This is a genomic window from Acidithiobacillus sp. YTS05, assembly GCF_024396695.1.
GTDB classification, from domain to species: Bacteria; Pseudomonadota; Gammaproteobacteria; order Acidithiobacillales; family Acidithiobacillaceae; genus Igneacidithiobacillus; species Igneacidithiobacillus copahuensis.
Map to the genome: position 1 here is coordinate 801,260 of NZ_CP094359.1, position 26,768 is coordinate 828,027.

24 protein-coding genes, 1 tRNA gene and 1 pseudogene are annotated in these 26,768 nt (G+C 61.5%); 13 read left to right on the forward strand and 13 right to left on the reverse strand.

Annotated elements, in window-relative coordinates; genetic code table 11:
• Window positions 1-12 precede the first annotated feature (12 nt).
• The gene (locus tag MQE22_RS04020) at window positions 13-816 is read left to right on the forward strand and encodes a CbbQ/NirQ/NorQ/GpvN family protein (protein ID WP_319643735.1); all 804 of its coding nucleotides are present in this window, start codon (window positions 13-15) and stop codon (window positions 814-816) included.
• Between the two features lie 66 nt (window positions 817-882).
• On the opposite strand, the gene MQE22_RS04025 is transcribed toward MQE22_RS04020, so the two are convergent.
• The 5 genes and pseudogenes from MQE22_RS04025 to MQE22_RS04045 all read right to left on the reverse strand — a co-directional run bounded on the left by MQE22_RS04025 (window position 883) and on the right by MQE22_RS04045 (window position 4,652).
• On the reverse strand, window positions 883-1,446 hold the full coding sequence (locus tag MQE22_RS04025; protein WP_215871710.1) for an NUDIX hydrolase: 564 nt from the start codon (window positions 1,444-1,446) through the stop codon (window positions 883-885).
• A 5-nt stretch (window positions 1,447-1,451) separates the two neighbouring features.
• Complete coding sequence (locus MQE22_RS04030) at window positions 1,452-2,066, reverse strand: BMC domain-containing protein (protein ID WP_215871711.1); 615 nt, start codon at window positions 2,064-2,066, stop codon at window positions 1,452-1,454.
• A gap of 86 nt (window positions 2,067-2,152) precedes the next feature.
• Window positions 2,153-3,031: pseudogene (locus MQE22_RS04035) on the reverse strand (carbohydrate porin); the annotation flags it as partial.
• Window positions 3,032-3,175: 144 nt separating this feature from the next.
• Window positions 3,176-4,231 (reverse strand): IS5 family transposase, encoded by a 1,056-nt coding sequence (locus MQE22_RS04040; protein ID WP_255789558.1) that lies wholly within the window; start codon window positions 4,229-4,231, stop codon window positions 3,176-3,178.
• Window positions 4,232-4,262: 31 nt separating this feature from the next.
• Window positions 4,263-4,652, reverse strand: a complete 390-nt coding sequence (locus tag MQE22_RS04045) for a hypothetical protein (RefSeq protein ID WP_255790140.1) — start codon at window positions 4,650-4,652, stop codon at window positions 4,263-4,265.
• Window positions 4,653-4,798: 146 nt separating this feature from the next.
• On the opposite strand from MQE22_RS04045, the gene cutA reads away from it, so the two are divergent.
• Window positions 4,799-5,122, forward strand: coding sequence for a divalent-cation tolerance protein CutA (gene cutA, locus MQE22_RS04050; protein ID WP_215871713.1), 324 nt, complete (start codon window positions 4,799-4,801; stop codon window positions 5,120-5,122).
• 134 nt (window positions 5,123-5,256) lie between these two features.
• Window positions 5,257-7,038: a protein-disulfide reductase DsbD gene (gene dsbD, locus MQE22_RS04055; protein WP_226826947.1), complete on the forward strand. Its 1,782-nt coding sequence runs from the start codon at window positions 5,257-5,259 to the stop codon at window positions 7,036-7,038.
• 10 nt (window positions 7,039-7,048) lie between these two features.
• On the opposite strand, the gene MQE22_RS04060 is transcribed toward dsbD, so the two are convergent.
• The 3 genes from MQE22_RS04060 to glnE are packed head-to-tail and all read right to left on the reverse strand — an operon-like array spanning window position 7,049 to window position 11,003.
• Window positions 7,049-7,282 (reverse strand): zinc-finger domain-containing protein, encoded by a 234-nt coding sequence (locus tag MQE22_RS04060; RefSeq protein ID WP_215871715.1) that lies wholly within the window; start codon window positions 7,280-7,282, stop codon window positions 7,049-7,051.
• A complete protein-coding gene (locus MQE22_RS04065; protein WP_215871716.1) occupies window positions 7,272-8,195 on the reverse strand; it encodes a branched-chain amino acid transaminase in 924 nt (307 codons plus the stop codon). Before MQE22_RS04065 ends, MQE22_RS04060 begins: the two co-directional genes overlap by 11 nt.
• Before the next feature lie 3 nt (window positions 8,196-8,198).
• Window positions 8,199-11,003 (reverse strand): bifunctional [glutamate--ammonia ligase]-adenylyl-L-tyrosine phosphorylase/[glutamate--ammonia-ligase] adenylyltransferase, encoded by a 2,805-nt coding sequence (glnE, locus tag MQE22_RS04070; RefSeq protein ID WP_215871717.1) that lies wholly within the window; start codon window positions 11,001-11,003, stop codon window positions 8,199-8,201.
• Window positions 11,004-11,111: 108 nt separating this feature from the next.
• On the opposite strand from glnE, the gene MQE22_RS04075 reads away from it, so the two are divergent.
• Together MQE22_RS04075 and MQE22_RS04080 are read left to right on the forward strand one after the other, a co-directional pair.
• Window positions 11,112-11,198, forward strand: a tRNA-Leu gene (locus MQE22_RS04075).
• 67 nt (window positions 11,199-11,265) lie between these two features.
• The gene (locus tag MQE22_RS04080) at window positions 11,266-11,775 is read left to right on the forward strand and encodes a DUF3568 family protein (RefSeq protein ID WP_255790141.1); all 510 of its coding nucleotides are present in this window, start codon (window positions 11,266-11,268) and stop codon (window positions 11,773-11,775) included.
• A gap of 8 nt (window positions 11,776-11,783) precedes the next feature.
• Here MQE22_RS04080 and MQE22_RS04085 read toward each other — a convergent pair whose 3' ends face one another.
• The 5 genes from MQE22_RS04085 to purH are packed head-to-tail and all read right to left on the reverse strand — an operon-like array spanning window position 11,784 to window position 17,172.
• Window positions 11,784-12,869 carry a quinone-dependent dihydroorotate dehydrogenase gene (locus MQE22_RS04085; protein ID WP_215871718.1) on the reverse strand — a complete coding sequence of 362 codons (1,086 nt, stop codon included), beginning with the start codon at window positions 12,867-12,869 and terminating at the stop codon, window positions 11,784-11,786.
• A complete protein-coding gene (gene hemF, locus MQE22_RS04090; RefSeq protein WP_215871719.1) occupies window positions 12,866-13,756 on the reverse strand; it encodes an oxygen-dependent coproporphyrinogen oxidase in 891 nt (296 codons plus the stop codon). Before hemF ends, MQE22_RS04085 begins: the two co-directional genes overlap by 4 nt.
• Window positions 13,756-14,319, reverse strand: a complete 564-nt coding sequence (locus tag MQE22_RS04095) for an L-threonylcarbamoyladenylate synthase (RefSeq protein ID WP_215871720.1) — start codon at window positions 14,317-14,319, stop codon at window positions 13,756-13,758. The genes hemF and MQE22_RS04095 overlap by 1 nt, the downstream gene beginning before the upstream one ends.
• An 8-nt stretch (window positions 14,320-14,327) precedes the next feature.
• The gene (gene purD / locus MQE22_RS04100) at window positions 14,328-15,587 is read right to left on the reverse strand and encodes a phosphoribosylamine--glycine ligase (RefSeq protein WP_215871721.1); all 1,260 of its coding nucleotides are present in this window, start codon (window positions 15,585-15,587) and stop codon (window positions 14,328-14,330) included.
• A gap of 13 nt (window positions 15,588-15,600) precedes the next feature.
• Complete coding sequence (gene purH, locus MQE22_RS04105) at window positions 15,601-17,172, reverse strand: bifunctional phosphoribosylaminoimidazolecarboxamide formyltransferase/IMP cyclohydrolase (protein WP_215871722.1); 1,572 nt, start codon at window positions 17,170-17,172, stop codon at window positions 15,601-15,603.
• A 179-nt stretch (window positions 17,173-17,351) separates the two neighbouring features.
• Between purH and MQE22_RS04110 the strand changes: the two genes are divergently transcribed.
• The 8 genes from MQE22_RS04110 (at window position 17,352) to MQE22_RS04140 (ending at window position 26,720) form a co-directional block, all read left to right on the forward strand.
• On the forward strand, window positions 17,352-18,008 hold the full coding sequence (locus MQE22_RS04110; protein ID WP_226826945.1) for a phosphoribosyltransferase family protein: 657 nt from the start codon (window positions 17,352-17,354) through the stop codon (window positions 18,006-18,008).
• A complete protein-coding gene (gene sat / locus MQE22_RS04115) occupies window positions 18,005-19,651 on the forward strand; it encodes a sulfate adenylyltransferase (protein WP_215871723.1) in 1,647 nt (548 codons plus the stop codon). Before MQE22_RS04110 ends, sat begins: the two co-directional genes overlap by 4 nt.
• A 3-nt stretch (window positions 19,652-19,654) precedes the next feature.
• Complete coding sequence (locus MQE22_RS04120) at window positions 19,655-21,145, forward strand: NFACT RNA binding domain-containing protein (RefSeq protein ID WP_215871724.1); 1,491 nt, start codon at window positions 19,655-19,657, stop codon at window positions 21,143-21,145.
• Entirely contained in the window at window positions 21,145-21,645 is a 501-nt protein-coding gene (locus MQE22_RS04125) for a GNAT family N-acetyltransferase (RefSeq protein ID WP_215871725.1), read from the forward strand. The genes MQE22_RS04120 and MQE22_RS04125 overlap by 1 nt, the downstream gene beginning before the upstream one ends.
• A gap of 177 nt (window positions 21,646-21,822) precedes the next feature.
• Window positions 21,823-23,064 carry a tyrosine-type recombinase/integrase gene (locus MQE22_RS04130; RefSeq protein ID WP_255790144.1) on the forward strand — a complete coding sequence of 414 codons (1,242 nt, stop codon included), beginning with the start codon at window positions 21,823-21,825 and terminating at the stop codon, window positions 23,062-23,064.
• Between the two features lie 374 nt (window positions 23,065-23,438).
• On the forward strand, window positions 23,439-23,645 hold the full coding sequence (locus MQE22_RS13795; protein WP_480082240.1) for a helix-turn-helix transcriptional regulator: 207 nt from the start codon (window positions 23,439-23,441) through the stop codon (window positions 23,643-23,645).
• A gap of 13 nt (window positions 23,646-23,658) precedes the next feature.
• The gene (locus MQE22_RS04135) at window positions 23,659-24,345 is read left to right on the forward strand and encodes a helix-turn-helix transcriptional regulator (protein ID WP_255790146.1); all 687 of its coding nucleotides are present in this window, start codon (window positions 23,659-23,661) and stop codon (window positions 24,343-24,345) included.
• On the forward strand, window positions 24,342-26,720 hold the full coding sequence (locus tag MQE22_RS04140; protein WP_255790148.1) for a DNA primase family protein: 2,379 nt from the start codon (window positions 24,342-24,344) through the stop codon (window positions 26,718-26,720). The genes MQE22_RS04135 and MQE22_RS04140 overlap by 4 nt, the downstream gene beginning before the upstream one ends.
• The last annotated feature ends 48 nt before the right edge of the window (window positions 26,721-26,768 follow it).

The window sequence follows — 26,768 nt, forward strand, 5'->3', positions numbered from 1 at the left end:
AAGGAGATGTTCGTGAGTATCGATCAAGAGCAGTATCAAATTATCGAAGAGCCTTACTACAAGGAGGTCCATGACGAGATCTCCCTCTTCGAGGCGGCCTACGCCGCACGTTTGCCGATGATGGTGAAGGGGCCAACCGGCTGCGGCAAATCGCGATTTATCGAATATATGGCCTGGCGTCTGCAGCGGCCGCTGATCAGCGTCGCCTGTAACGAAGACATGACGGCCTCGGATCTGGTGGGGCGCTTTCTCCTCGACAAGGACGGTACCAAGTGGCAGGACGGCCCCTTGACCACCGCCGCGCGCATGGGCGCCATCTGCTATCTGGATGAAGTGGTAGAGGCACGGCAGGACACCACGGTGGTGATTCATCCGCTCACCGACCATCGCCGCACCTTGCCCCTCGACAAGAAGGGCGAACTACTGCACGCCCATCCCGATTTCCTGCTGGTGATTTCCTATAATCCTGGCTATCAGTCGTCGATGAAAGACCTGAAGCAGTCCACCAAGCAGCGCTTCGGCGCCCTCGATTTTTCCTATCCCGACCGCGATCTGGAAATCGAGATCGTGGCTCACGAATCGGGGGTTTCCACCGAGATGGCCGGCAAGCTGGTATCGATTGCAGAGCGCTCGCGCAATCTCAAGGGCCACGGCCTGGATGAAGGACTGTCAACGCGTATGCTGATTTACGCAGGTTCTTTGATTGAGAAGGGCATTGAGCCGCTGGCTGCCTGCAGTGTGGCGTTAGTCCGTCCGATCACCGATGATCCCGACATGCGTGATGCCCTCGACGCAGCGGTGACGACCTTCTTCTGAAATGGACCTCGGGCGGATGGTGCCACGCTGCTGGGACCATCCTCTCCCCCTAGCGTGGCGCCAGACTCAGCGGCGATGCTGCCGCAGCCACTCCTGACTTTTGACCAGCAGTCGGTGAATGGAAAGCTCGCGGTTGTAGCTATGTACTTCGTGCAGCGGCACCCAGCGTAACTCATGGGACTCGCTGTTACCGATCAAGGGCAGACGGTCGTCGATTTCCATCAAAAAGCGGATATCCAGATGCCGATGTTCCGGCTCTTCGCGCCGCGCCGGGATGCGGTGAATGTCGATGTCGAAAATCTGCCGGGAAAGGAAGTGGATCTCTTCGGCGGGAAGACCGGTTTCCTCGCTGCACTCTTTGAGAGCAACCCGCAGGACATTTTCATCTCCATCGCTATGGCCGCCGGGCTGAAACCAGCGTCCCAGCTTGCGGTGCAACATCAATAACGTATGGTCCCCTGCCGGATTGAGTACCCAGCAGGACGCGGTGATGTGCAGCCCCGCCCCACTGCGCAGAAAACAGTCCGCTTCGCTGGCCAGGAGGGCGCAACCCTGGCGCGCATACGCCGCTTCTTCAGGATAGCGCGAGCGGTAGTGACATAAGGCGTGCTGCAGTTCCTGCCGATCCATCCCCATCAGCTCCAGGAGGGATTCTGGACAGCATGGACCGCCGCTGCCGCCGCCTCGTCGACGTCGGCCTCGCGGCCAGCAATAGTCAGACGACCGTAGGCGCCGACCGCACGGACATCGATGAGGGTGATGTTGGCTGCTTTTTCCGCCTGATTGGCGGCATAGATCACATAGCCTGCAGGTTCTGTTTCCAGAATGAACATACTTTGTTCGGGCAGGATCATCGACCCGCGGCGATTCTGGCGATTGATGAGCACGGTATGGTCCGGCATCATGCCACGGATGATCTCGTTCCAAGTGACGCGACAGACCGCACGGTCACTCTGTTGCGCGCCCATGCGCTGCAGCACCACGCGCCCTGCCTCGCGGACATCGCTCTGATCGCGATGGTGTACCACCATGGTACCAAATTCGCGCTCCACCACCTGCTGCGAGAGATGCACCCGGGTTGCCTTGAGAGCGATGTCGGTGAGGCGATGCACCGCCATGCCCGGCGATACCTCGATCCACAACGCCGCGTCCCCAGGCACCGGTAAAAAGCCCTGGGAGACTGAGGCCATGTACGCGGCAAGCTGGGGTTGCAGAGAATCGATGTAAACGTAGGTGCGAAGCTGGATCATGCGAAGAACTTTGACATATCGCCTAAGTATAAGCGAAACGTGCTTCTATTTATAGCCGCCTGTATGTACCGCTTTTACCCCTGTAGTTATCCCCAGAGGCTTCCGCGCCAACCGACGCGCAGGATGCCGACCAAGGCGTTGGCTAGGGTATTGCCCGGCGCACTGGCGCCGGGATTGATCACGTATTGCAGGTCGGGCTGGATATAAAAATGGTGAAAGACCGGCTGATACCAATTGACCTCCACCGAGGTTTCCGCGCCAGCTTGCCGCTGCCAGGCGCGGGCAAAGCCCAGGCTCAGGGTGCTCTTGGGTGAGGCGGGCAGAAAATCTCGCAATCGCAATCCTGCTCCCACATAGGCGTTGATGGGAGAGGTGCTCGCGGAATTGGGCGCAGCACCGGCCTGCACGAAGGCGCCCCAGTCCTCGCCATTAGCGCTTTTCCAACGGTACTCGGCGGTGCCGTAAAAGCCTCCCTGACTGGGTGCAGGGCCAATGGCGATCGCATTACGCAAGTAGTCGCTGCTGACATGATCGTAATATCCGCCGGCCTTGAGGGTGAGCTTGCCGGAGGCCAGTGCCAGATTCTCGTCGATCTCGCCGTAATAGATCTGTCCTTCGCCCCCCCAAGGCGTGCGCAGATCGGTGTAGCCATCGGCATTGAAGACCCCCGCCTGCAGGGTGGTCTCCCCCAGCGTATAGGCAGCCATGACTCCCAGACTCGAATAGGGATAGGTGGGCGTGTAGGGAATGTTGCCGGAAATGACGGGATAGATGCCGAAAGAAGGGTTAAACAACTCCGCAGCGACTCCGGTGTCATTGAAGTAGTCGTTGGGATTGATCAGACCCACACGAAACGTGAAAGGCCCCAGATTTTGGCGGTAATAGGCCTTGTAGAGACGAGCGACGTGCGCTGCGGTGGTCAGGTTGGATACGCCCTGCAGGTCGCCGACATAATCGGTATTAGCAGACTGCTGAAAAACCGAGCGATAAAACTGACGATTCTTCGGTTTTTATCAAAAATGACTGCCTGAATGCGCCTCTGGGCGGGTTTTCTGCGATTTTCCTAGTCACTTTTCTCGATTTACCGCATTCTGGGCGCAGCGCTCCCATCATGCCACCCCCAGTCGTGCCATGCGCACCAGATTGTAGGCAGTGGAAACCAGGGTGAAGTGCAGACCTACACGATCCAGACCACGGAATCGCGTTTTGCGCATCCCGCCCACGGTCTTCATCCAACCGAAGATCGATTCAATCCGCTTGCGCACGCGGATGCTGATGGTATACCCGACGTGACGAGTGGTGCGTCCATCAATCGCCGAACCTTTGCATTTGCGCGCCACATGGGGCGTGACGTTGCGGTCACGTAGATTCCGCACAAATTCGTGCCGGTCATAGCCCTTGTCGGCTCCCAGAGTAATGCGATCAGCACCGCCCAGTTCGTCGAGGAGCTGCACTGCAGCATCCACCTCTGCCGTACCATCCGCCTTGGTGACCTGCTCTCCAGCAATCAACCCATGCCGATTGTCCATCAGCACATGCCCCAGATAGGCCAGCCGCGAAGCCTCTCCTGAGGCCTTCTTGTAGAGGCGGCAGTCGGGGTCGGTCACCGAGGCATGGGTGTCATTACTTCGCTTCTGCCCACGGAAATCGGAGCCATCGCCCTGCCGATCCTCGGGGTCTTTGGGCTGAAAGGATTTCTGCGATGCCCAGGCTTCCAGCAAGGTGCCATCCACAGAGAAGTGTTCCTCGGAAAGGAGTCCTTGGTTGCGTGCCTGCTCCACGACCGTCTGGAAAAAGCGCTGCACCGTTCCGTTGTCCAGCAAGCGGTCTCGGTTCTTGGTGAACACCGTCGGCACCCAAATCGGGGCATCCATTCCCAAGCCCACGAACCAGCGGAACAAGAGATTGTAATCGAGCTGCTCCATCAGTTGGCGTTCCGAGCGGACGCTGTAAAAGACCTGCAAAAGCAAAGCGCGGAGCAGGTGCTCTGGAGGAATCGAGGGCCGGCCAAGGTCCGAATAAATCTGGTTGAAGTGTCCGTCGAGTTCAGCCAAAGACCGGTCCACGATCACCCGGATAGCACGTAGGGGATGATCTGCCGGCACACGATCCTCCGGGGATAGATAACTGAACAACGCACCTGTCTCTGCCTTGGCTCCACGCATGATCGAATCTCTCCGTGCCCTGTCCCGCCAATTATACCACGGACTTTTTCAGCAACCTGTTAGGGTGGCCGCTGCTGGACGCCAGGCCCTCCACCAGAAACAAACCTCCCTGCCACCAGCCAGCCTTGTCCGTATGCAGGGCCAATGCCCCCTTCCACAGGAAGGTGCCGGAGCTGCCCCGGGCCTGACCGCCACGGAGATTGGCAACACCCTCCAGCTCCAGGTGATTGACCAGAGAAAGACCATTCCACCAGTGGAGGTGCCGATCTTCGAGAATGGAGCGGGAGACGGGAGCCGCCTGTGCCAGGCTACCGGCGGTCAGGCAGAGAGTAGTTGTGAGGAAAAGTACTGGTGGTTTCTTCGCGATGCCGATAGTTGGGAAAACGCGTGGTAGCGCGATCAATTGGCGGGGACTCGGCATAAAGAGGCTTTCTCTGAAATCATGCAACCTAGTTGCATAAGTATCTCGTGAAAGTCCCTGAAACGTCAATTCATATACTGTCGCGATTTGCCCGCTCCTCTTCTGCTATGCTGCACTGAGCTCAGCCAATCTGGATGGAGCAGGGTATGACAGAAGAAATGATCGTGGTGTTCTGTTCGCTGCCGGAAGAGGCCGATGCCGTGCGGTTTGCCGGGACTCTGATAGAGGAGAGACTGGCGGCCTGTGTCCAGGTCTTGGCGCCCATGCAGTCGGTATTTTTCTGGGCGGGGCAGGTGCAAGTCGCGGCAGAAAGGCTGCTGCTTTGTAAGACGCTCGCGAGCCACTACTCCGATCTGGAGCAGCGCCTGTTAGCGTTGCATCCCTACGACGTCCCGGAAATCCTGGCACTGCCCGTAACTGCGGCGCTGGCCTCCTATAGTGACTGGATAAATAACGTGCTGCGTGGGTGAGTACGGTCTGAGTCTTGCTAGGGATAAGGGATGACACGATTCATCAAACTGGGGAGCGGTGCATGAGAGTTGGGAAATCAAGCGGATGGCACAGATCCTGGTGGGAGCATCGAGATCGTCTGAGAGCGGCTGTATTGGCCCTGCTGGTGCTTTTCTGCGCGCTTTGGGGCAGCGCGGCCTGGGCGGGACAATTTCTTTCGCCCGATCAGGCCTTCCGCTTTTCTGCCGAGAGTGCTGGTGCAGGACGCTTGGCCCTCGAATGGCAGGTAGCGCCTGGCTATCATCTCTATCGCTCCAGGGTCCGAGTGCAACTGGCGCCCAGCAATGTCCAGATGGGGAAACTGCAACTGCCGCCGGGCAAGCTGCTCGATGATCCGGCCTTTGGCAAGGTGCAGGTGCTGGAAGGGGATAATCGTATCCTCTTGCCTTATAGCATTGTCGGAAATGCTCCGAAGGAGATCCAGGTCACCAGCGAATTTCAGGGTTGCGCCAACGCTGGGATCTGCTATCCGCAGCAAAAAAAGACCATCACTGTTTCTCTTGCCCCCAAACTGCTTGCCGAGAGTGCACCGTTGGCTTCTTCCAGCAGTCGTGCAGCGACCAGCGTATCCTTGCTGCATCCGGCAAAGGCCCCGCAGAGCAATGCCCAGAGCCTCGCCAGTTCCTTGCGGGAAAGCTTTGGCTGGACCCTGGTCCTGTTTTTTGTATCGGGGCTGGGTCTGGCCTTTACGCCTTGCGTGTTTCCGATGATCCCGATCCTGTCCGGCATCATTGTCGGGCAAAAAGAGCGACCGGGACGCACCCGCGCCTTTGCCCTGTCGCTGGCCTATGTTTTGGGTATGGCCCTGACCTACACCATTGCCGGCATTGCGGCGGCCTTGACGGGTGCCTATTTGCAGGCCTTTTTCCAAAGTCCCTGGGTGATCGGTATCTTTGCCCTGATTTTCTTGCTGCTGGCATTGTCGATGTTCGGCTTTTATGACCTACAGATGCCGAACGCCATCCAGAGTCGGCTGTCCCGCGTTGGCAAGGGGGAACATCTCTTCAGCAGCTTCGTTATGGGGATTCTGTCGGCGCTGATTGTCGGCCCGTGTGTGGCAGCACCGCTGGCGGGCGGTCTCCTCTTCGTGTCGCAAACCGGAAATGTGTTGCTCGGTGCCCTGGCCCTGTTCGCGCTGAGTCTGGGGATGGGGGTACCACTGCTGGTCATCGGCACTTCTGCCGGGCATTTTTTGCCCAAGGCCGGCGCCTGGATGGATGGCATCAAGGCGATTTTTGGGGTCTTGATGCTGGGGGTGGCGATCTGGTTCCTGAGCCGCATCCTTCCCGGCAGCGTTACCTTGCTGCTCTGGGCCTTGCTGGCCATTTTTTCCGGGGTCTACCTGCGCGCCCTTGAGCCGGCACCGGCAGGGGGCTGGAGTCTGTTTCGCAAGGCTCTGGGTGTTGCCCTGCTGGCCTATGGACTGGTCATGGGCGTGGGAGCGTTGCAGGGGCAGTCTGACCCCCTGCATCCGTTGGCGGTAATGACTTCTGGCCCGGCAACCAGTCACCATGCTGCCGAATTATCCTTTCAGATGGTCAAGAGTCCTGCAGCCTTGCAGGCAGCCCTGCAGACCGCTCGGGGCAAACCGGTGCTGGTGGACTATTGGGCGAGTTGGTGCGTGGAATGCGCGCGTATGGACAAGATTGCCTTTCGTGATCCGGCAGTGGAAAAGGCGTTGCGTGGCTATACGCTCATTCGTGTGGATGTCACGGCCAGCGATGCCGATAGCCAGGCCTTGCTGAAACGCTATCAACTGGCAGGGCCCCCCGCCTTCATTCACATCGACAGCAACGGACGGGTGGCCGCGGTGCAGGAAGGCTATTTGGGACCAGATGCCTTTCTGCACTGGCTGGATAGACCTTCCAGCCAGTAATTCGCGCCTGCTAGTGCCCGCTCTTGGCGAGCGGGCCACCTTTCAGCAAATACAGCGTGCCGCAGTACGGGCAACGTGCCTCGCCGGTCTCCTCGATTTTGAGAAAGACCCGCGGGTGACCGTTCCACGCCCCGCCCTGCGGACGCGGGCAGGCCAGCGGCAGCTCACTGGGATCGATCTCGACGAAACTCTGCGCGCAGCAGTGGATTCCCTGGGAGTCGCGCTGGCCGGTTTCAGTCGACATAGTGCAGCCACTCAGGATGATCGTTGCGACGTCCCGCTACGGTATCGAAGTAGCGGCTCTGCAGGGCTTCCGTGATCGGGCCACGCCGTCCGTTGCCGATCTTGCGGTCGTCGATTTCGCGGATGGGGGTCACCTCTGCTGCAGTACCGGTAAAGAAGGCCTCGTCGGCAATGTAGAATTCATCACGGGTGAGCTGTTTCTCGATGATCGGGATGCCGGCATCGCTGGCAAAGCGGAGAATCGTATCGCGGGTGATGCCCTCCAGAGCGCTGGTGAGGGTAGGGGTATAGAGGATCCCGTCGCGTACCATGAAGACGTTCTCGCCGGAACCTTCCGCCACATAGCCCTCGCGGTCGAGGAGCAGGGCCTCGTCGTAGCCGCCATTGTGCGCCTCGCGATGGGCCAGCATGGAGTTCATGTAGTTGCCGCTGGCCTTGGCCTTGCACAGATGAATATTGACATGATGGCGACTGAAGGAACTGACCTTGACGCGAATGCCCCGCTCCAGTGCCTCCTGTCCCAGGTAACTGCCCCAGGGCCAGGCGGCAATCAGGGCATGCACCTTGAGGCCCTTGGCGGCCAGTCCCATGCCTTCCGCGCCGTAAAAAAAGAGCGGGCGGATATAGGCCGATTCCAGGCCATTGGCGCGGATGACTTCCTTGGTTGCCTCGTTGATCTCTTCCGGGGTAAACGAGACGTCCATTTGCAGGATCTTCGCACTGTTGAAGAGACGTTTGGTGTGCTCTGGCAAACGGAAGATTGCGGCCCCGCGCTCCGTGGCATAGGCCCGTTCCCCTTCAAAGCAACCCAGCCCGTAATGCAGGGAATGGGTCAAGCCATGCACCGTGGCTTCGCGCCAGGGAACGAGCTTGCCATCAAACCAAATGAAACCATCGCGATCTGCCATTGACATCGTTTACTCCTCAAGGGGCCCCAAGCCCAGTCGTATCGTCCATTCTTGCACCTGCCGTGCGGTGTTGCGCAAAGAGGTCAGCTGCGGGTCGCCAGGGGCCAGCAGGGGCGCCTGCAGACGCAGCCGGCGGCGGTTTTCTGCATCGCGCAGGACACACCACGCATCCACCAAGTCTTCCACGGCTCTCGCTTCCCAAAGTCCCGACTTGCCCAGCGCCAGCAGGGCCTCGCGCGTTCCGGTTGGCAGCAGCAAAGCGGGATTCTCCGCAGAATTGGCAAGAATAGCAAACTGTACGAGAAATTCGATATCCAGCAAGCCGCCGGGGCTCAGCTTCAGATGAAAATGATCTTTGCCAATCGGCTTTTCCCGCGCAATGCGCTGGCGCATATCGCGAATCTCCCCAGCCAGCACCTGCGGATTTCGGTGACGCAGCAGAATCTCTTCGCGCAACGCGGTAAATTTCTGCCCCAGTTGCGCATCCCCAGCCAGGAAGCGGGCACGGGTGAGGGCCTGATGCTCCCAGGTCCAGGCCGACTCGCGCTGGTATTTGAGAAAAGCTGGTAGGGAACTCACCAGGGGGCCGGACTGCCCGCTCGGGCGCAGACGCATGTCGATTTCATAGAGGGTGCCGGCGCGCGTCAGGATCGTGAGAATATGAATGAACTTTTGTCCGAGGCGGGCAAACCAGGCGGCAGCGTTGAGGGGAATCCGTCCATCGCTTTCTAATTCTGCTGGTGCATCGTAGAGAAACACCAGATCGAGATCGGAGGCGAGACCCATTTCTCTGCCGCCCAGCTTTCCGTAGGCGATGACCGCGAAAGGGGGCTCCGCATAGCCTGGAAGGCCCCCATGTTGCTGCTGCATGGCTGCAACTGCCCATGGCAGCGCGGTCTGCAAACAGAATGTCGCCAGCTCGCTAAGCTCCGGCAAAAGCCCAAGAACATCCGTTTTGCCGGACCAGAAGGCACTCGCCATCAACAACATCTCGGTATTCTTGAAACGCCGCAGCAGATCCATCCCCTCTTCCAGATCACGATCCAGATCCTGTGTGAAGAGCTTCGGCCAGTCGCGTGCCGCCGCGGAGCGCCCGCACAGTACATCTTCCAACAAAGAAGGAAAACGGATCAGTTCCTGGGTCAGCCAAGGGCTTTCCAGAAAGTCTTCGAGGCGTTCCAGCCAATGGGGATTTTCTGCCAGGAGCGCGAGGTATTGCGCCTGTCCCAAGAGTGCATCGAGAAGCTGTAGGTAGCGATGCAGCCGCTCACCGGCCGCTGCGCCCTGGGCCAGACGCCGCAGAATGGCCGGCAGCAGGGCGTCGAGCCGCGCCTGTCCGCGCTGGGAAAGCTGCAGGACCCGCCGACTGCGGGCAAAACGGCGCAGCTCCAGCCAACTCTCCTGGGCCTCTGCCGCCGGAAGAAGGGCGCTCCAAGCGAGCGGGATGGTCTCGTCAATGGCATGACGGGCTGCGAGCCAGGTGATCTGCGCCGGATCTTCCTCATCGTTTGCTGCTGCGTCGGGTAGCGTTTGCACGAATATTTCGTGCACCTGCTGGCGTCCGTGTGTAATTTCTGTTTGCAGGCTCTCGGGTTGGGCGAATTCCAGTGCACAAGCGAGACGTTGCCAGTCCAGGGCCTCTGTCGGAAGCCGTTGGGTCTGACGATCTTCGATCATTTGCAGGGCATGCTCCACCCGGCGCCAGAGACGATAATACTTGCGTAGAATTACCACCGTATCCTTTTCTAACAGACCCGCAGCGCAAAGATTTTCGAGGCCTTGCAGGGTATTGCGTTCGCGTAGGGCGGGGAGGCGTCCGCCGTGAATCAGCTGCAATGACTGCACGATGAACTCGATTTCGCGGATGCCGCCGAGCCCCTTCTTGATGTCCTGGCTGGCCTGTCCCTGCTCTGCATCCATCAAGGCCTTGACACGGCGCAGGCCAGCGAGGGCGGTAAAGTCCAGATAGCGTCGGTAGAGAAAGGGTTGCAGGCGTTCCAGGATTTCCTCGCCAAAAGCCAGATCCCCGGCCACTGGGCGGGCCTTGAGCAAGGCATAGCGCTCCCAGCTGCGGCCATGGTGATGGTAATACTGCTCCAGGGCGTCTCCCGTCACGCAGAGGGGGCCGGCATCGCCGAAGGGGCGCAGGCGCATGTCCACGCGAAAGACAAAGCCCTCGGCCCGCAGTTCTGCCAAGGCGCGAATCACCCATTGCCCCAGACGCTGAAAATAGCTGGGATTGTCGAGGGGCAGGGGGCCGTCGCTTGCGCCGGACGCGCCATAGACAAAGAGCAGGTCGATGTCAGAAGAGAGATTGAGTTCCCTGCCGCCCAGTTTGCCCATGCCAAAAATCACGAAAGGGACGCTGGCGCCGGCTTCATCACGGGGACTCCCATGGCGTTTTTGCAGGGCCTCTTGCCCATAGGCGAGGGCAGCCTGCAGGGACTCCTCTGCGAGATTGCTCAAGGCGAGCAGGGTTTCGTCGAGGGCGTCGGGGCCGCGCAGGTCCTGCCAGAGGATCTGCAACATGCGCAGCTGTCGGTGCCGGCGCAGGAGCGCCAGGAACTCGTCTTCGGGCATCTCCGCCGACCAGGCGAGGGACGAGGGTGGGGCGGCCAGTTGTGCCATCAGGACGGGCTGGTGCTCCAGTAGGCGGCGGGCGAAGGGGCTGGCGACAAGCAGGCGCTGCAGGCGCAGCTCTGTTTCCTGATCGCCAGAGTAAGCTTGCCGCAGGGTAGCGAGCGCTTCCTGCACCTTGGCGGCTTCGTCGGGAAAATTCGCAAGGTCCGCAAGGCAGAGTCTTTCGTCTTTCATGGCGCTTATCCCATCTGTTGCGATCTCTATCATGATGCCTGAATTGCCACGCGTCTGTCTGTGCTTGTACGGAACATCCTGGTCTTGCTATTATCGTTGACTATGTAAGCCGGGATGGCGGAATTGGTAGACGCGCCGGACTCAAAATCCGGTGGTGGTGACACCGTGTCGGTTCGACTCCGACTCTCGGTACCATGTTGAGAAAAAGCCCGGATTATCCGGGCTTTTTTGTGCCCATATCGTTGTCTGCGGAGACCGAATCGTGCAAAAAATCATGCCTTATCGTTGGCTGGCCCTGGCCACCATCGCTGCTGCGGTGCCCCTGAGTGGCTGTGTTGCCCTGCTGGGCGCTGGTGCCGGGGCGGGAGCGGTTACCTACGTGGAAAATGGCGGAGTGGCGAACTATTACGCCTATTATCCGGTGTCTGTGGCGCGGGCTTCCCAAGCGACGCAGGCCGCCTTTTCCCAGGTCGGTATCCAGTACCAGGGGATGATCCAGAAAACGCCTAGCGAAGTCATGATCGAGGGCAGTGATGCCAAGGCGCAACGGGTAAAGGTGAATATCACCTCCATGGCCACCGATGTGAGCAAGGTCAATATCCGCGTTGGCACCTTTGGCGACAAGACGGTCTCCCTGGACTTCCAGCGAGCGTTAGCCAGCCAGCTCGGCATGCAACCCACGGCGCAGGCGCCAGCATCGGTCACGCCACCTGCGGCACCGGCCCCAGCAGCCCCCGCTCCCCAAGAACAGCAGACGATCCCACTACAGTAAATTTCTGCTCATTGCGAATCCTGACCCACTGCTGCAGAAATGTTGGCAAAGCCGTCACGACGCAACAGCGTCGTGAGTTCTTCGGGGAAGGTGCGCAGCATTTGGCTACCGCCCCAGATCCAGCCGCTATAGCTCTGTACTAGAGTGGCCCCGGCGAGAATCTTGGCGTAGGCGTCCGCCGCCGAGAAGATCCCGCCCACGCCAATGATCGGCAATCTGCCCCGACTGGCCCGGTAGATCTTCGCCACCACCTGCGTCGCCAGATCGCGCAGAGGCGCGCCACTCAATCCGCCGGCCTGCTCGGGATGAGGCCATTGGGCTGGGCGCGACAGGGTGGTATTGCCAACGATGAAGCCATCCAGCAGCGGCTCGTCTGCCAGGGCCAGGGCGCCGAGCGCAGCGATACTCTCGTCCTCCAGATCCGGGGCAATCTTCAGCAGCAAGGGCGCTGGCGCCTGCGGGCCCGGCGCCTCGCGACGAAGCTCCTGCAGGCGCTGGAGCAGGGGGCGCAGATACTCCAGTTGTTGCAGTTGACGCAGACCTGGAGTGTTGGGGGAGCTGACATTGAGCACTAGATAATCCGCGTAGGGTGCCAGGCAGCCGAGGACCTTTGCGTAATCCTCGACCGCGTTCTCCAGTTCCGTATCTTTGTTTTTTCCCAGATTGATCCCGAGGGGCACCGACAGCGGTTTGGCGCTGCGGATGTTCTCAGCCACCGCTTCCATGCCGCTGCTGGGAAAGCCCATGCGGTTGATCACTGCCTGTTCCTGCGGGTAGCGAAAGAGGCGGGGCCGAGGGTTCCCTGCCTGCGGCAGCGGTGTGACCGTACCAATTTCGAGAAAGGCAAAACCCATGGCCGCCAGGGCGGGCAGGGCGCGGGCGTCCTTGTCGAAGCCCGCCGCGAGACCAAGGGGATGGGCAAAGTCGAGCCCCCAGAGTGTCTGGCGCAACATTTCGTTGACGGCGGATGCCGGCCAGAGGTGCGCGCGGGTTCGCGGCATGCGGCCCAGGGTCTCCAGGGCGCGCAAGGTCCACTCGTGCGCCCGTTCGGGGTCCTGCTGAAAGAGGATGCTGCGTAGCAGGGCCTCGATCATGCCCAGGCCTGCGGCGTGAGAAACTCCTCCTTGAGGCGTGCTTCCGGGCTACCCGGCTCGCCCTGCCAGTCATATTCCCAGGCGGCGAGCGGTGGCAGGGACATCAGGATGCTTTCTGTGCGCCCCCCCGACTGTAGGCCGAAGAGGGTGCCGCGATCGTAGACCAGATTGAATTCCACGTAGCGCCCCCGGCGCAGCAACTGAAACTGTCGCTCCCGTCCGCCATAGGGTAGGTCCCGGCGGCGCGCGGTAATCGGCAGGTAACTCGGCAGGAAGCTGCGCGCGACATCTTCCCAAAAGGCCTGTAAGGCAGCGCCGTCCCCCTGCAGGTCGTCGAAAAAGATACCGCCCACCCCGCGCATTTCGTTGCGGTGGCGAATGGTAAAGTACTCATCACACCATGCCTTGAAGCGTGGGTAAAAGGTGGAATCGTGCCGATCGCAGGCGCTTTTGAGGGTACGGTGAAAATGCTCGGCATCTTCCGCAAAGCCATAGATGGGCGTGAGATCGGCACCACCGCCAAACCACCAGACATCTCCTGCCTGAAAGAAGCGGTAATTCATGTGCACGATGGGTACATAGGGATTGCGCGGATGCAGCACCAGGGATACGCCCAGGGCATGGAAGGGCTTGCCGGCGATCTGGGGACGATTGGCCGTGGCCGATGGCGGTAGCTGTGCCCCAGAGACGCGGGAAAAATTGACCCCGCCTTTTTCGAAGAGATCGCCGTCACTGATCACCCGGGTACGGCCACCGCCGCCTTCGGCACGCTCCCAACGATCCTCGCGGAACTGCGCGACACCATCCGCTGCCGCCAGCTGGGTACAGATCTCCTCCTGCAGGTTCAGCAAAAATCTTTCCAAGTCATCGAGTTGCGGGGTTGTCATCAGCCACTCCTGAGCACTTTGCCACTCCGGGCATCGAGAATGCGGCTGGGGCGACGGGCGCCCCCGAGCCGTGCAGGGAGCACCGTTATCCGGCGCCCAAAGTACCGTTGCACCGCGCGCAAGGAGCGCGCGGGTTTCTTGCCTGCGGGATTGGCGCTGGTGGAAACAATCGCACCGCCAAATGCCGCACTGAGACGTTGCACCCCAGGGTGGGCGCTGACGCGCAAAGCGATGCCGCTATGCCGGCCGCGAATCCACCGCGGACAATCGGCACGGGCGGGCAGGACCAGGGTAGTGCCTGGCCAATAGCTGGCTGGGTTCAGGGCCAGCGGCAGTCCATCCTGGTAATACTTGCGGGCGTGCCGTTCCTGCCCGGTGATGAGCAGGACCCCTTTTTTCTGCGGCCGTCGCTTGGCTTGCAGAATCTTGCGGAAGGCGCGCAATTGCCGGGGATCGCAACCGAGGCCCCAGACCCCTTCGGTAGGGTAGGCGAGTATCCCACCGCTACGCAGACAGGCCACGGCCCGGCGCAGATCCTGGCGGCGTGGGCTGCGCGGTAGCATATCCCGCGTCAGGCGCGATTACGCGCGCGCCAGCCGATGTCCTGGCGCAATTGCTTGCCGGGCCAGCGAATCCTGGCCGCCAGGGCATAGGCGCGCTGCTGCGCCTGCGCAACGCTGTCGCCCAGGGTGGTTACGCCCAGGACCCGTCCGCCAGCGGTAACGATGCCGCCATCCTGACGGCGTGTGCCGGCGTGGAAGACCTTGCCATTCTCAGCCTCGGCCTGTGGCAACCCGAGGATGACGCTACCACTTTGCACCGCATCGGGATAGCCAGGCGCGGCAAGGACCACACAGAGGGCGGTGCGCGGGTCCCAGTCGAGAGTGGCGGGGAGAGGATCGGCAGAGGCCGCAGCCTGCAGGACCGGGTACAGATCCGAGCGCAGGCGAAAAAGTAGGGGTTGGGTTTCCGGATCGCCGAGACGGCAGTTGAATTCCAGCACCTTCGGGCCGCTTGCGGTCATCATCAGACCAGCATAGAGAAAGCCACGGTAACTCAGACCCTCCTGCTGCAGGGCGCGGGCCATGGGCTGCATGATCTCGCGGCGCACCCGTTCGCTCATTGCCGTGTCCAGGACCGGGGTAGGGGAGTAGGCCCCCATGCCGCCGGTGTTCGGTCCCTCATCGCCATCGCGCAGACGCTTGTGATCCTGTGAGCCGGCCAGAGGCAGTACCTGCCCGTCACTGAGGATGGCAATGAAGCTGGCCTCCTCCCCCTCGAGAAATTCCTCCAGCAGGACCGGACCCCAGGCGAGGAAACGCTGCAGCGCTTCCTCGGCCTCCGCGCGGGTCTGGGCGATGACAACACCCTTGCCGCTCGCCAGGCCATCGGCCTTGACGACAATGGGCAGGGCACAGGTCTGCAGAAACTCCTGTCCGGGGCCAAAGGCGGTGAAGCGGCCATAGGCGGCGGTGGGGATGCCGTGGCGCTCCATGAACTCTTTGGCGAAGGCCTTGCTTCCTTCCAGGCGCGCCGCTGCAGCGTTGGGGCCAAAGACCGCGATGCCGCTGCGCCGCAGGGCATCGGCCACGCCGGCCACCAGAGGGGCTTCCGGCCCGATCACCACCAATGACACGCCGGCCGCATGCGCTGCGGCCACGACATCGGCGCTGATTACCGGCGATAGATCGAGATTACGGCACTTGGGCTCCTCTGCGGTACCCGGGTTGCCAGGAACGCAAATGACTTCCGCCACCTCGGCGGACTGTGCCAGTTTCCAGGCGATGGCATGCTCACGACCGCCCCCCCCCAATACCATGATCTTCTGCATTGCCATCTCCTTCTCAGCCATGCCGGAAGTGGCGCACGCTGGTGAAGACCATCGCTATGCCATGTTCGTTGGCACTGGCGATGACCTCTTCATCGCGAATCGAGCCGCCGGGCTGGATGATCGCCTTGACGCCCGCCGTAGCGGCGGCATCCACTCCATCACGGAAGGGGAAAAAGGCATCCGAGGCCAGAGCCGCTCCCTGCAGCGAAAACCCCAGTTCTTCCGCTTTGGCAGCACCGCAGCGGGCAGCATCCACACGACTCATCTGCCCGGCTCCCACCCCCAGGGTGCGTCCAGCGTTGGCGTAGACAATGGCATTGGAGCGCACATGTTTGGCAATTTTCCAGGCAAAGCGGAGATCGCGATATTCGTCGCTGCTGGGTTCGCGTACCGTCACCACCCGCCACTGACCCTCGTCCTCGACGAGATCATCAAAGTCCTGCAGCAATAAACCGCCACGTACCCGTTTGAAGTCCCAGGCATTGGCCTGGCGCCATTGCTGCGGATCGCCAAAGGCGAGCACACGGAGATTTTTCTTGCGCGCCAGGATGTCTGCTGCCTCGGGCGTGACTTCCGAGGCGAGAACGACCTCAATAAAAGACTCCGTCATCGCCTGGGCAAGCACTGCATCGATGCTGCGATTGCAGGCAATGACGCTGCCAAAGGCGGATACCGGGTCGGCGGACCAGGCGCGGGCGAAGGCGTCGGCGGCATCCCGACCGATGGCGGCACCGCAAGGATTGCCATGTTTGATGATGGCGCAGGCGGGTTCGGCAAATTCGAGCACCAGATTGACCGCAGCGTCGCTGTCGCCCAGATTGTTGTAGGAGAGCTCCTTGCCCTGCAACTGCTGGGCATGGGCCAGACCGGAGCCGCTGGCATCGGCATAAAAAGCCGCCTGCTGGTGGGGGTTTTCGCCATAGCGCAGTCCCTGTTTCTGTTCGAGCTGCAGGGTCAGGATGCGCGGAAACACATCCGCTTCCTCGGGATCGTCGAGATGGCGGGAGAGGTGACTGGCAATCAGGCCGTCATAGCGGGCGGTATGGGCAAAGACCTTGACCGCCAGACGGAAGCGCAGACTGGCCCCCACGCCACCGCGGCTCTGTTCCATTTCCCGCAGCACCGCTTGGTAGTCTGCAGGGTCGACCACTACAGTCACCCCTTCCCAATTCTTGGCGCCGGCACGCAGCATGGTGGGGCCGCCAATATCGATCTGTTCGATGGCTTCCTCCAGGGTGACATCGGGCCGGGCGATGGTCGCCTCGAAGGGATAGAGATTGACGCAGAGCAGGTCGATGGGCGGAATGCCCTCGCGGCGCATGTCCTCCTGATGCTGCGGATCATCGCGGCGGGCCAGCAGGCCACCATGAATTTTGGGGTGCAAGGTCTTCAGCCGGCCCTCGAGCATTTCCGGAAAACCGGTGTAGTCGGCAACTTCGATGACGGTCAGGCCGGCTTCCCGCAGCAGGCGGGCAGTGCCGCCGGTAGAAAGGAGTTCTACCCCGTGGGCGGCCAGGCCGCGCGCAAATTCTACCACGCCGGTTTTGTCGGAAACGCTGATGAGAGCCCTTGTGATACCGCCCATGTGACCTCTTGTCTGCCTGTCGTCCGCGGGACGATGAAATAAAAAAGGTACGATCAGGAAACCTGTCGTACCCAAACCTCCTGATGGAGGGAGCGTTACGTCCACATCGCCAGGGGCGATGGAATGAGTGAAGGATATACCTGGAACGAGAGTTGTGCAATAGCCATGAGGAGAAATGGATGGAAACAAGCGAATGCTTGGGCAGTGTGGTCAGTCGTGGCAAACTGGCGCTCTCCAAAAGCGAACAGGATAGGCCCTCAATGCAGAATTCCCTCCCTCAGGAAAGTCACAGCTTGCGCATCGGCGCGGTGCAGCGCGATCTCCCGCTCTTTGCCGTCAGCCCGGAACTAGCGATTGCCGTACTCAACATCCTGGGTGACACAGAACTCTGCGAAGCCGCGGCCGATGCCCTGAGCAAAGAGTTGGACGCCCACGAATACGTGGCTCTGGTCACTGCTGAGGCGAAGAGCATTCCGTTGGCCTACGCACTTTCCTTACGGACGCAGAAGCCCTACGTGGTGTTGCGCAAGACGTACAAGTCCTATATGGGGGATGCGTTACAGGCTTCGACCCTGTCGATCACCACCGGCAAGCCGCAGACCCTGTATCTTGATGCCAAGGACCGCAAGCTGCTTGCGGGTCGGTCAGTGGTACTTGTGGACGACGTGATCAGTACCGGTTCGACGCTGGAGGCCATGCGTGCTCTGATGGTCGAGGCGCGGGCGCGGATTGCCGCCGTGGCGACGATCTGCACCGAAGGGGAGCGACCACAACTGGCGGAACCCTTGCTGTCGCTGGCGCATCTCCCTCTCTTTCCCTTGCAGACCGCATCATGAGTAGCGACGTAGCCGTACAGGTATTGAGCGCGCGCCAGCGCTGCGACGTAGAGTTGCTGCTCAATGGCGCCTTCGCACCTCTGCGGGGCTTTATGGATCAGGCAAGCTGGGAGTCGGTGCTGACGCAAATGCGCCTGCCCGACGGCAGCCTCTGGCCCATTCCCATCACCCTCGAACTAAGCGATCACCTAGCGCAGAGTCTGGAAGCGGGAGCAACACTGCGCCTCGACCGGGAAGACGGTACGCCTCTGGCGCGATTGCGGGTAAGCGAATGTTACCGTCCCGACCGCCGACGGGAGGCGTTGCTGGTCTATGGCAGCGACGACCGCAGGCATCCCGGGGTGGCGCAGATTCTCGATTTACCTCCGTGGAATGTTGCTGGCACCGTGGAGCCCTGGGAAGAGGGCGCGCTGCGGCGCGCTGCAGCGGTGGAGTTCCCCCCGGAATACCGCTATCCCGAAGAAATCCGCGAGCTGGCGACGGGGCGCCCCCTGCTTGCCTTCCAGACCAGAAACCCCTTGCACCGTGCGCATATCGCCATCACCCAGGCGGCGCTGGCGGAGTTGGGGGAGGAGGCCCGTCTGCTGCTGCATCCGGCCATCGGCCCGACCAAGCCCGGCGATGTGGATGCGGCGGCGCGCATGCGCGCCTATCGCGCCGTGCTGCCCCATTATCCGGCGCAACGGGTGTTGCTCTCCCCGCTACCCTTGGCGATGCGCATGGCCGGCCCGCGCGAGGCGCTTTGGCATGCGCTGATCCGTCGCAATCATGGCGCCACCCACTTCGTTGTCGGGCGCGCCCATGCCGACCCGGGGCACCCGGAGCAGGGGAGCTGGTATCCCCCCTTTGCCGCGCAGGAGCTGCTGGAAGAGCATCGGAGCGACCTGGGCATTGTGCCCGTCCTCCTGCCAGAGTACGCCTACTCCGCCAAACGTCGCGCCTATGTGCCACGGGCCGAGGCTAATGGCGAGCGCCTGGCCGAGTTGTCGGGCACGGAGTTGCGGCGGCGTCTGGCGGCCAATGAAGAAATCCCGGAATGGTTTTCCCCCCCTGAGGTCATCCGTATCCTGCGTCAGGCCTATCGCGGTGCCGACCGGCGTGGACTGGTGGTCTGGTTTACCGGGCTCTCCGCCAGCGGCAAAAGCACTCTGGCGGGAATGCTGGCGCGCCGTCTGGAAAGCCACGATTCGCGCGCGGTGACCCTGCTCGATGGCGATGTTGTACGCCGTTTTCTCTCCAAGGGGCTGGGGTTCAGCCGCGAAGACCGTGACGAAAACATCCACCGTATCGGCTTTGTGGCGAGCCTCATCGCCCGTCATGGCGGTATCGCCCTGGTTGCCGCCATCTCGCCCTATCGGCATGCCCGTGCTGAGGCACGCAGACTGGTGGAAGAGGCCGGCGGACTCTTTGTCGAGGTGCATGTGGCGACGCCACTTGCCGTTTGCGCGCAACGCGATCCCAAAGGTCTCTATGCCCGCGCCCAGCGTGGCGAAATTGCCGCGTTTACCGGGGTGAGCGACCCCTACGAAGAACCGGAGACGCCGGAGCTGCGTCTGGATACCAGTCAGGCCAAGGATGTCGATGCCCTCGATGCTCTCTGGTACTACCTGCAGACGGCGGGCGTGTTACAGACACGGTCGTAGCCGGTGGACACCCTGCAGCTCTTTGCCGCGGCCCGCTGTCTGCAGGAGGATTTCGCGCAGCAGAGCGTGCGGGGTATCGCCGCAGAGCGTGGCACGGCGGTACTGTATTTTGCCCGCAAGCGCCTGCATCTGGCCTACCAGGCGTCGCCCCTGGGCCTGTACTGGAGCGAGGCAGCATCCGCAGTTCCTAAACCCGCCGGCCCGGCGGCCCTGTTGGGGCAAAAGCTTGCCGGTTTCCGTCTGCTTGCCATCGAAGTCCCCTGGGCCGACCGTATACTGAGCCTGCAGTTCCGTCATACCGGCCTCGATCGGCAGGAACGCCATTGGCAGCTGCTGGCCGAGTGTTTTGGTGGCCAGGGTGCGTTGCTCCTGCTGGACGAAAGAGAGCAGATCCACTGGGCTTCGCGCTGGGATTCTCTCGATCAGGGGGCAGGGCGGATTCTGCCGCAAGCTAGGTACCGGCCGCCTGCCGCAACGTCGCGCTGGGACGCGATGGAAAATCCCGTTTTTTTGCTGCATCCGGCCCGCCGCGAGGCTCTGAGCGGTGGTGATGGCCCGGCGCGGATCGATAATGTCCTGCACGGCCCCGCTTGTGCCGACTGGTGGCAGTCATCGGGGTGGGAACCCTATCCCCTTGCTGTTGAGCCAGTGGCAGTCGCCCTGCCGGTCCGTGCGGCCACGCATTGGCAGGAGCCACAGGCTGCCAGTCGCGCACCGGAAGCCGCGGCGGTAGAACAGGCGCGGCAGCGGGAGGAGCGGCGCTTACAGCGTCGCCTGCAGCGGCTGCAGGCCGATCTGTTGCGTTGGCAGAGCACGCCGGCGGAGGATCGCCGCGAGGCGACCGCGCTCTTCACCTTGCCCGATCGTATACATCCGGGCGGCGTGTTGCAGGCACCCGAGTACCGTCCCGATGGCGTCGGCCAGATAGAATTGGATATCCCTGCGGGAAAATCCCTCCACGACCACGCGCGCGAACTCCTCCGGCGTGCACAGCGGGCGCAGCGCGCAGAGCAACGCATCCGCGCAGAGATTGCCGCGGTGGAAAAGGCGCTGGCCGCCTTGCCCAATCGGCTCCCTGTCCCGCCCAGCGTATCCACTCCCGGCAAAAAGCAGCCGGCGCAAACGCATTTGCAAGGCATCGAAGAGCGGGTAGTGGAGGGCTTTACCATCCTCTGGGGAAAAAACGCGCGCGCCAACGAATACCTGACGTTTCGATTGGGACGGTCGCAGGATCTGTGGCTGCACGTGCAGGATCTGCAGGGCAGTCATGTGCTGATCCGCCGCTCTCATCCCCAGCAGACCGTCCCTCCCGAGGTATTGCGCACCGCAGCCGAAATTGCCTTGCAGCATAGCGATTCGCAGGCCCTGAGCGCGGAAGTGGACTGGACCGAACTGCGCCACGTAAACCGCCACCCGCAAGGAGGGCAGGGACGCGTCCTGTACCGACAATTTCAGACCCTGCGCGTGCGCCGGCCCGGGAGTGCTAGGAAGTAATGGAAAGTCGGCTACGCTTGGCGACTCTGGAGGACTTGCCGGAGATCGTTACCATCTATAACTCCACTATTGCCTCTCGCATTGTTACGGCCGATACCGACCCGGTAACGGTTGCGAGTCGAATCCCTTGGTTTCAGGCCCATGACCCCAATCGACGTCCGATTTGGGTACTGCAGAGTGATACCGGAATCGCTGCCTGGCTAAGCCTATCCGATTTTTACGGACGCCCGGCCTATGCTGCTACTGTGGAGGTTGCCATCTATGTTCGGGAGGAGGAGCGAGGAAAAGGGCAGGCCAGCATCCTGATGGAACACGCGATCCATGCTGCCCCGGCACTGGGCATTTCCACATTGCTCGGATTCATCTTCGCGGAAAATCAGGCGAGTGTGCGGCTATTCAAGAAGTTTGCGTTTGCCGAATGGGGGAGCCTGCCGGAAGTCGCTCGGCTCGACGGCGAGACAAGAGATCTGCTGATCCTCGGCCGAAAACTGGGATATTGAGTAGTGGCGGAGGCGGTGTCCGCCTTTTTATTCTCTGATATGTTCTCGCTAGGTCTTACAAAGCTACGAATAAACAAGTAAAAACAGCGTCTTGGTGTTCATCTTCTTCTCGCCGGGTCTTTCTACATCTCTCTAAATCGCGTTATACTTAGGCGGGTTTTTAGGAGGGTGTAGCATATGCCGAGAAGAGCCAAAGACTTGACTGACCTAGAAGTGCGCCGACTCGCGGAGCCCGGAGCGCACCCGGTGGGCGGGGTGCCCGGACTCTATCTCCAAGTGTTACCGGGCGGGGGGAAGACGTGGCTGCTGCGGGCAACCGTAGGACAAACGGCGGACGGCAAGCAGCGCCGCCGCGAGATCGGCTTGGGGGGATACCCGGCGGTGACACTGAAGCAAGCCCGAGACAAGGCGCGGGCGCTGCGCGAGAAGATCGCCCAAGGGATAGACCCGGTTGAGGAACGGAGGGCCGCGCGGGCCGCACTGCTGGCGCGACAGGCCGCGGAAATAACCTTTGAGCAGGCCGCGCGACAGTGTATTGAGGCGAAATCCCCGGAGTGGAAGAACGCGAAGCACGCCCAGCAGTGGCTAAATACGTTGACCACCTATGCCTTCCCAGCTCTCGGCAAGCTCTACCTGCGCGACATCGACACGCCGCATATTCTGGCCGTCCTTGAACCGATCTGGAACGAAAAGACAGAGACCGCCAGCCGCCTGCGCGGGCGAATCGAAACCGTGCTGGACTGGGCGACCGCGCGCAAGTACCGCGAGGGGCTGAATCCGGCGCGCTGGGCCGGGCATCTCGCCACGATGCTGCCCAAACCGGCGAAGGTAGCGCGCAACGGCAACCACCCGGCGCTGCCTTATGAACGTATCCCCGCCTTTATGAAGCACCTTCGCAAACTGGGCGGGAGCGGAGCCCGCGCGCTGGAGTTCGCTATTCTGACCGCTGCGCGGTCCGGTGAAGTTCGGGGGGCGGTATGGGAGGAGATCGACTTTGAGGCGCGCGTCTGGACGATACCTGCGGAGCGTATGAAGATGCGCAAGGAACACAAGGTGCCGCTGACCGAGGAGGCGTTATCGCTATTGGCTGGACTCCCGCGCCTTGAGAACAACGGCTTCGTGTTCCCATCATCCCGAGGGGCGGGAGCGTTGTCGGACATGACGCTGACCGCCGTGATCCGGCGGATGGGTGGCGACTACGTCGACCCAAAGCAAAACAACCGGACCGTCACTGTTCACGGCTTCCGCTCGACCTTCCGGGACTGGGCTGGCGAGACAACGCACCATCCGCGCGAGGTTATCGAGCATGCCCTTGCCCACCAGCTCCGCGACAAGGCGGAAGCCGCCTATGCGCGCGGCAGCTTGCTTCAGAAGAGGCGCGCGCTGATGGTCGATTGGGCGAGGTATTGCGGCGGTTGAGTCTAAGCGATTAGAGGTAAACCGCCAATAAAATATGCGACAGAAATCACTTAGTTACGCATAAAACAGATTCGGGAAAAGTAAATTAAGATCATGATCACAAAAGGTCTTTGACAAGGTATTTTTTATCTGGTCTTTACCGCGAGAAAATAAGGGAGTATATTAGGCCCTAATTGATCGCTGGAACACCGGGGCGAGGAGCGGAGCTGAAAAATTTCGCAGCGTGATGCGAAATCCTCGCCTAGGTTTCTGAAGAACCGCGTGACGCGGGGAAGTGACAAGAGGAGCGCCCAGCAGCTTTGGGCGCGTCGCTTGCGCTTCCCCGCGTCTTATTTTTGCGGGGGTAGCGCGAACCTTGGAATGAGGATCGCGTAATGTCGAACGAATCTGTTACCACTACGGGCCGCCGGTATGCCCGGCCTGACCAAGTAGCCAAGTATCTTGGCGTCCACGTGTCAACAATCTACCGATGGAGCCAAGAGTGCGCCGACTTTCCGAAGCGGCGCAAGATCGGACCCAGCGCCAGCGCGTACGACCTGAACGAGATCGACGCGTGGGTTGACTCCCTTCAAGAATCGTAAGGGGGGCCAAGACATGCAAGAGCGTAACATTAAAAAGTCCGAACGGACCGACGAGGAGCCATTGCTTACGTCCGCAATGGCCGCCGCCTTCCTGGGCATCTCCCCGTCGACCCTATGGAAATGGAATAAGGAGGACCCCGACTTTCCCCAGCCCGTCCGCTGGGCACCGCACGGCAGAGCCGTTTCACGCTGGCGGCAGGCGGACCTTGCGGCGTGGGCTGCCCGATACGACGGCGGCAGGGGCTGGCGTCGCTCCGATCTGGAAGCGTGGGCCGCCGACCGAGGCGAGCCCACGAGCCGGACCGGGCTGTTTACCGAACTGGCAAAGCATATCCGCGACCTTACGGGCCAAGACAGCGCTAGACACCTAGTGTCGGGCTACTTGAGGTCCGGGGGATCGGTGCTGGAGCTGGCCGAAGAAACAGGCATCCCGGAGTACGTCTTGATGGAATACCTGCGGGTAAACAGCAACGCCAATAAGGACGAGGGAATCTTGGTGCGTCTCTTTTTCTGCGCTATTGAGAAAGTACTGTGCCGGGAAAGGGAGCTGGTCCTAGAGGCGCTGGAGTACTCTAGCCGCCCGGACCCGAAGCGGAGGGCGGTACTAGAATATGATCTAAAGCGCCTAGACGAAGCCCACCGTCTCGTGTTCGGACAGTCCTTGAAGGACTACCTTCTGAGCAAGGAGGGCGTGCGATGATCGAGGAGTTTCTCAAACGCTTCCGACCCGGCGGACCTTGGTTGCTGGCTGCGATTCCGCCCGACGGCGGGAGGCTGCGTGCAAAGACCTTTACCGACGCGGCGCAAGCCGCGTCGTGGGCCGAGAACCAGAACCAGACCGATAACGTCTATTTCTCCATAAACCCGACCGAGAAGCCGATGAGCAAGAAGCCGTCGAAGGAGGACATTGCGCGCGTCGAATGGCTATATGTGGACATCGACCCGCGCGCCGGGGAGGAGATCGAGGCGGAGCGCGCCCGAATCCTTCGCTTGCTGACTACCGGACTACCCAAGGGCATCCCGCAGCCGTCCCTAATTATCGACTCCGGCGGGGGCTTTTGGGGATTCTGGCGGCTCGCGGAGCCCTTGGGAGTTGACGACTTCGCCCGAGCGGAGGAAATGAACGGGGAGCTGGCCCGCCTACTGGACGGGGACCACTGCCAGAACGTCGACCGAATAGCGCGCCTGCCGGGGACGAGGAACTGGCCGGGCCAAAAGAAGGCGAAGAAGGGAAGAACGCCGCAGGAGGCCGAAGTGGTCTACCAGACGGCGGAGAGCTACCGCCTAGAGGACTTCCCCACGCCCGCCGCGGGGAGCCGCCCACCGTCCGCTGGCGCGCCGGCACGCGCCCGAGCGGGGGTGGAGCGGAGTACAGCTTCAGCTATGGGTACGGAGGAACTGGAAGAATGGGCAGCGGAGAACGGAAAGAAAATCTCCGACACCACGCTGGCTATTATAGCGAACGGACAACATCCCGACGACTCCCGCCCGTATCCGTCCCGATCGGAGGCGCTGTTTCGGGTCTGCTGCGATCTGATCCGGGCGGGCGTCGATGACGCGGGGATCTTCTCGGCGATTACCGACCGGAACAACCGCATATCCGAGAGCGTACTTGAGCGAGGAGACTCGGCGGAGTATGCCCGGCGGCAGATCGAGCGGGCCCACGAGGCGATTGCCCACGGCGGGCTGTTATTAAGCCCGAGCACCCCGCTGGAGTCCGCGCGCGCGTTCTTGGAGCACGAGCGTCCCCATCTCTTGCTCTACAACGACGATTGGCTGGATTACTCCGGCGCCGCCTACGTCGAGCTGGAGGACGACACGGTGCGCAAGTACGTGTACGAGTTCCTAGAGCGGGCGAAGCGACCGCCGACCGAGAAGCAGAGGGAGGCCGGGCAGCTAGTGGGCGACGACTTCCGCCCTAACCCCGCAGCCGTTAGTGGTGTAATTGACGGGCTGCGGGCCATCGCGCACCGGCCAAGGGACTCCTTCGTGCCGCCGTGCTGGCTGGAGGGCGAGGGGCCGCCCGCCGAGGAGGTAATGGCCTGCCGTAACGGGCTGCTACACCTGCCGACCGGCGAGCTGCTAGAGCCCTCGCCGCGCTTCTTTACGCGCAGTGCGCTGGCATTCGACTACGACGCCCACGCGCCCACGCCGGAGCGCTGGCTGGCTTTCCTAAAATCGCTTTGGCCGGAAGAACCGGAAGCCATCGACCTGCTGCAGGAAATCTTCGGCTATGTCCTAATCCCGGATACGTCCCTACAGAAGATTTTCCTGATAGTCGGGCCGACCCGATCCGGCAAGGGAACGATTGCGCGCGTGCTGAAGGAGCTAGTCGGGCCGTCGAATGTCTGCGCACCGTCGCTGGGCGACTTCGGCGAGAACTTCGGCCTGGAGCCCCTACTGGGCAAACAGCTTGCGACCCTAAGCGACGTGCGCCTGGACCGTGCGGCGAGGCTCGCGGCGATCGCGGAAACCTTGCTGCGCATAAGCGGCGAGGACACGGTTACGGTTAACCGCAAGCACAAGAGCGCGTGGACGGGGGTGCTGCCCGTGCGATTCCTTCTGCTGTCGAACCTGATGCCGCGATTCTCCGACGCCAGCCCGGCGCTGGCCAACCGATTCGTGCCGCTGCTGATGGAGCAGAGCTTCTTGGGGAAGGAAGACCCGGACCTGACCACCAAGCTACTGGCCGAGCTTCCCGGCATCTTGAACTGGGCGATCGAAGGCTGGCGGCGTCTTCGCGAGCGCGGGCGCTTCGACCTGCCGCCCTCTTCGATAGAAGCCACGCAGGAGCTAGTCGAACTGGCCGCGCCGGTGGCGACGTTCCTGCGCGAAGAGTGCGAGCTAGACCCAAACGCGGAGGTGCCGAAGGCGGAAGCGTTCGGGCGCTGGCGGTCATGGTGCGATCGCAACGGATCGCTGCCCGGCGCGTTGAACTCGTTCTCTGCCCAGCTGTACGCCGCGACAAGTGCGAAGGTTCGCAGCAAGAAAGGGCGCAGGGGCGAGGAGCGGATGATGCTGTTCTCCGGACTGCGCCTAAAATGTCCGAAGGGGGGAGACCCGATGCCGTTCTGAAGTAGCACGGGGAGTGCCGGGCACCCCGTTGTAATGCCCGGCAAGCTA

What these genes read in the sequence shown, in the direction of transcription:
- MQE22_RS04060 (WP_215871715.1), bottom strand. Translation starts at nt 7,282, where the DNA reads ATGTCGACTGAAACCGGCCAGCGCGACTCCCAGGGAATCCACTGCTGC.
- MQE22_RS04030 (WP_215871711.1), bottom strand. Translation starts at nt 2,066, where the DNA reads ATGATCCAGCTTCGCACCTACGTTTACATCGATTCTCTGCAACCCCAG.
- MQE22_RS04040 (WP_255789558.1), bottom strand. Translation starts at nt 4,231, where the DNA reads ATGCGTGGAGCCAAGGCAGAGACAGGTGCGTTGTTCAGTTATCTATCC.
- MQE22_RS04065 (WP_215871716.1), bottom strand. Translation starts at nt 8,195, where the DNA reads ATGTCAATGGCAGATCGCGATGGTTTCATTTGGTTTGATGGCAAGCTC.
- sat (WP_215871723.1), top strand. Translation starts at nt 18,005, where the DNA reads ATGAGTAGCGACGTAGCCGTACAGGTATTGAGCGCGCGCCAGCGCTGC.
- MQE22_RS04140 (WP_255790148.1), top strand. Translation starts at nt 24,342, where the DNA reads ATGATCGAGGAGTTTCTCAAACGCTTCCGACCCGGCGGACCTTGGTTG.
- MQE22_RS04110 (WP_226826945.1), top strand. Translation starts at nt 17,352, where the DNA reads ATGGAAACAAGCGAATGCTTGGGCAGTGTGGTCAGTCGTGGCAAACTG.
- MQE22_RS04025 (WP_215871710.1), bottom strand. Translation starts at nt 1,446, where the DNA reads ATGGATCGGCAGGAACTGCAGCACGCCTTATGTCACTACCGCTCGCGC.
- glnE (WP_215871717.1), bottom strand. Translation starts at nt 11,003, where the DNA reads ATGAAAGACGAAAGACTCTGCCTTGCGGACCTTGCGAATTTTCCCGAC.
- MQE22_RS04135 (WP_255790146.1), top strand. Translation starts at nt 23,659, where the DNA reads ATGCAAGAGCGTAACATTAAAAAGTCCGAACGGACCGACGAGGAGCCA.
- MQE22_RS04130 (WP_255790144.1), top strand. Translation starts at nt 21,823, where the DNA reads ATGCCGAGAAGAGCCAAAGACTTGACTGACCTAGAAGTGCGCCGACTC.
- hemF (WP_215871719.1), bottom strand. Translation starts at nt 13,756, where the DNA reads ATGACAACCCCGCAACTCGATGACTTGGAAAGATTTTTGCTGAACCTG.
- MQE22_RS04125 (WP_215871725.1), top strand. Translation starts at nt 21,145, where the DNA reads ATGGAAAGTCGGCTACGCTTGGCGACTCTGGAGGACTTGCCGGAGATC.
- MQE22_RS04045 (WP_255790140.1), bottom strand. Translation starts at nt 4,652, where the DNA reads ATGCCGAGTCCCCGCCAATTGATCGCGCTACCACGCGTTTTCCCAACT.
- purD (WP_215871721.1), bottom strand. Translation starts at nt 15,587, where the DNA reads ATGCAGAAGATCATGGTATTGGGGGGGGGCGGTCGTGAGCATGCCATC.
- MQE22_RS13795 (WP_480082240.1), top strand. Translation starts at nt 23,439, where the DNA reads ATGTCGAACGAATCTGTTACCACTACGGGCCGCCGGTATGCCCGGCCT.
- MQE22_RS04095 (WP_215871720.1), bottom strand. Translation starts at nt 14,319, where the DNA reads ATGCTACCGCGCAGCCCACGCCGCCAGGATCTGCGCCGGGCCGTGGCC.
- MQE22_RS04085 (WP_215871718.1), bottom strand. Translation starts at nt 12,869, where the DNA reads ATGATCGAGGCCCTGCTACGCAGCATCCTCTTTCAGCAGGACCCCGAA.
- cutA (WP_215871713.1), top strand. Translation starts at nt 4,799, where the DNA reads ATGACAGAAGAAATGATCGTGGTGTTCTGTTCGCTGCCGGAAGAGGCC.
- purH (WP_215871722.1), bottom strand. Translation starts at nt 17,172, where the DNA reads ATGGGCGGTATCACAAGGGCTCTCATCAGCGTTTCCGACAAAACCGGC.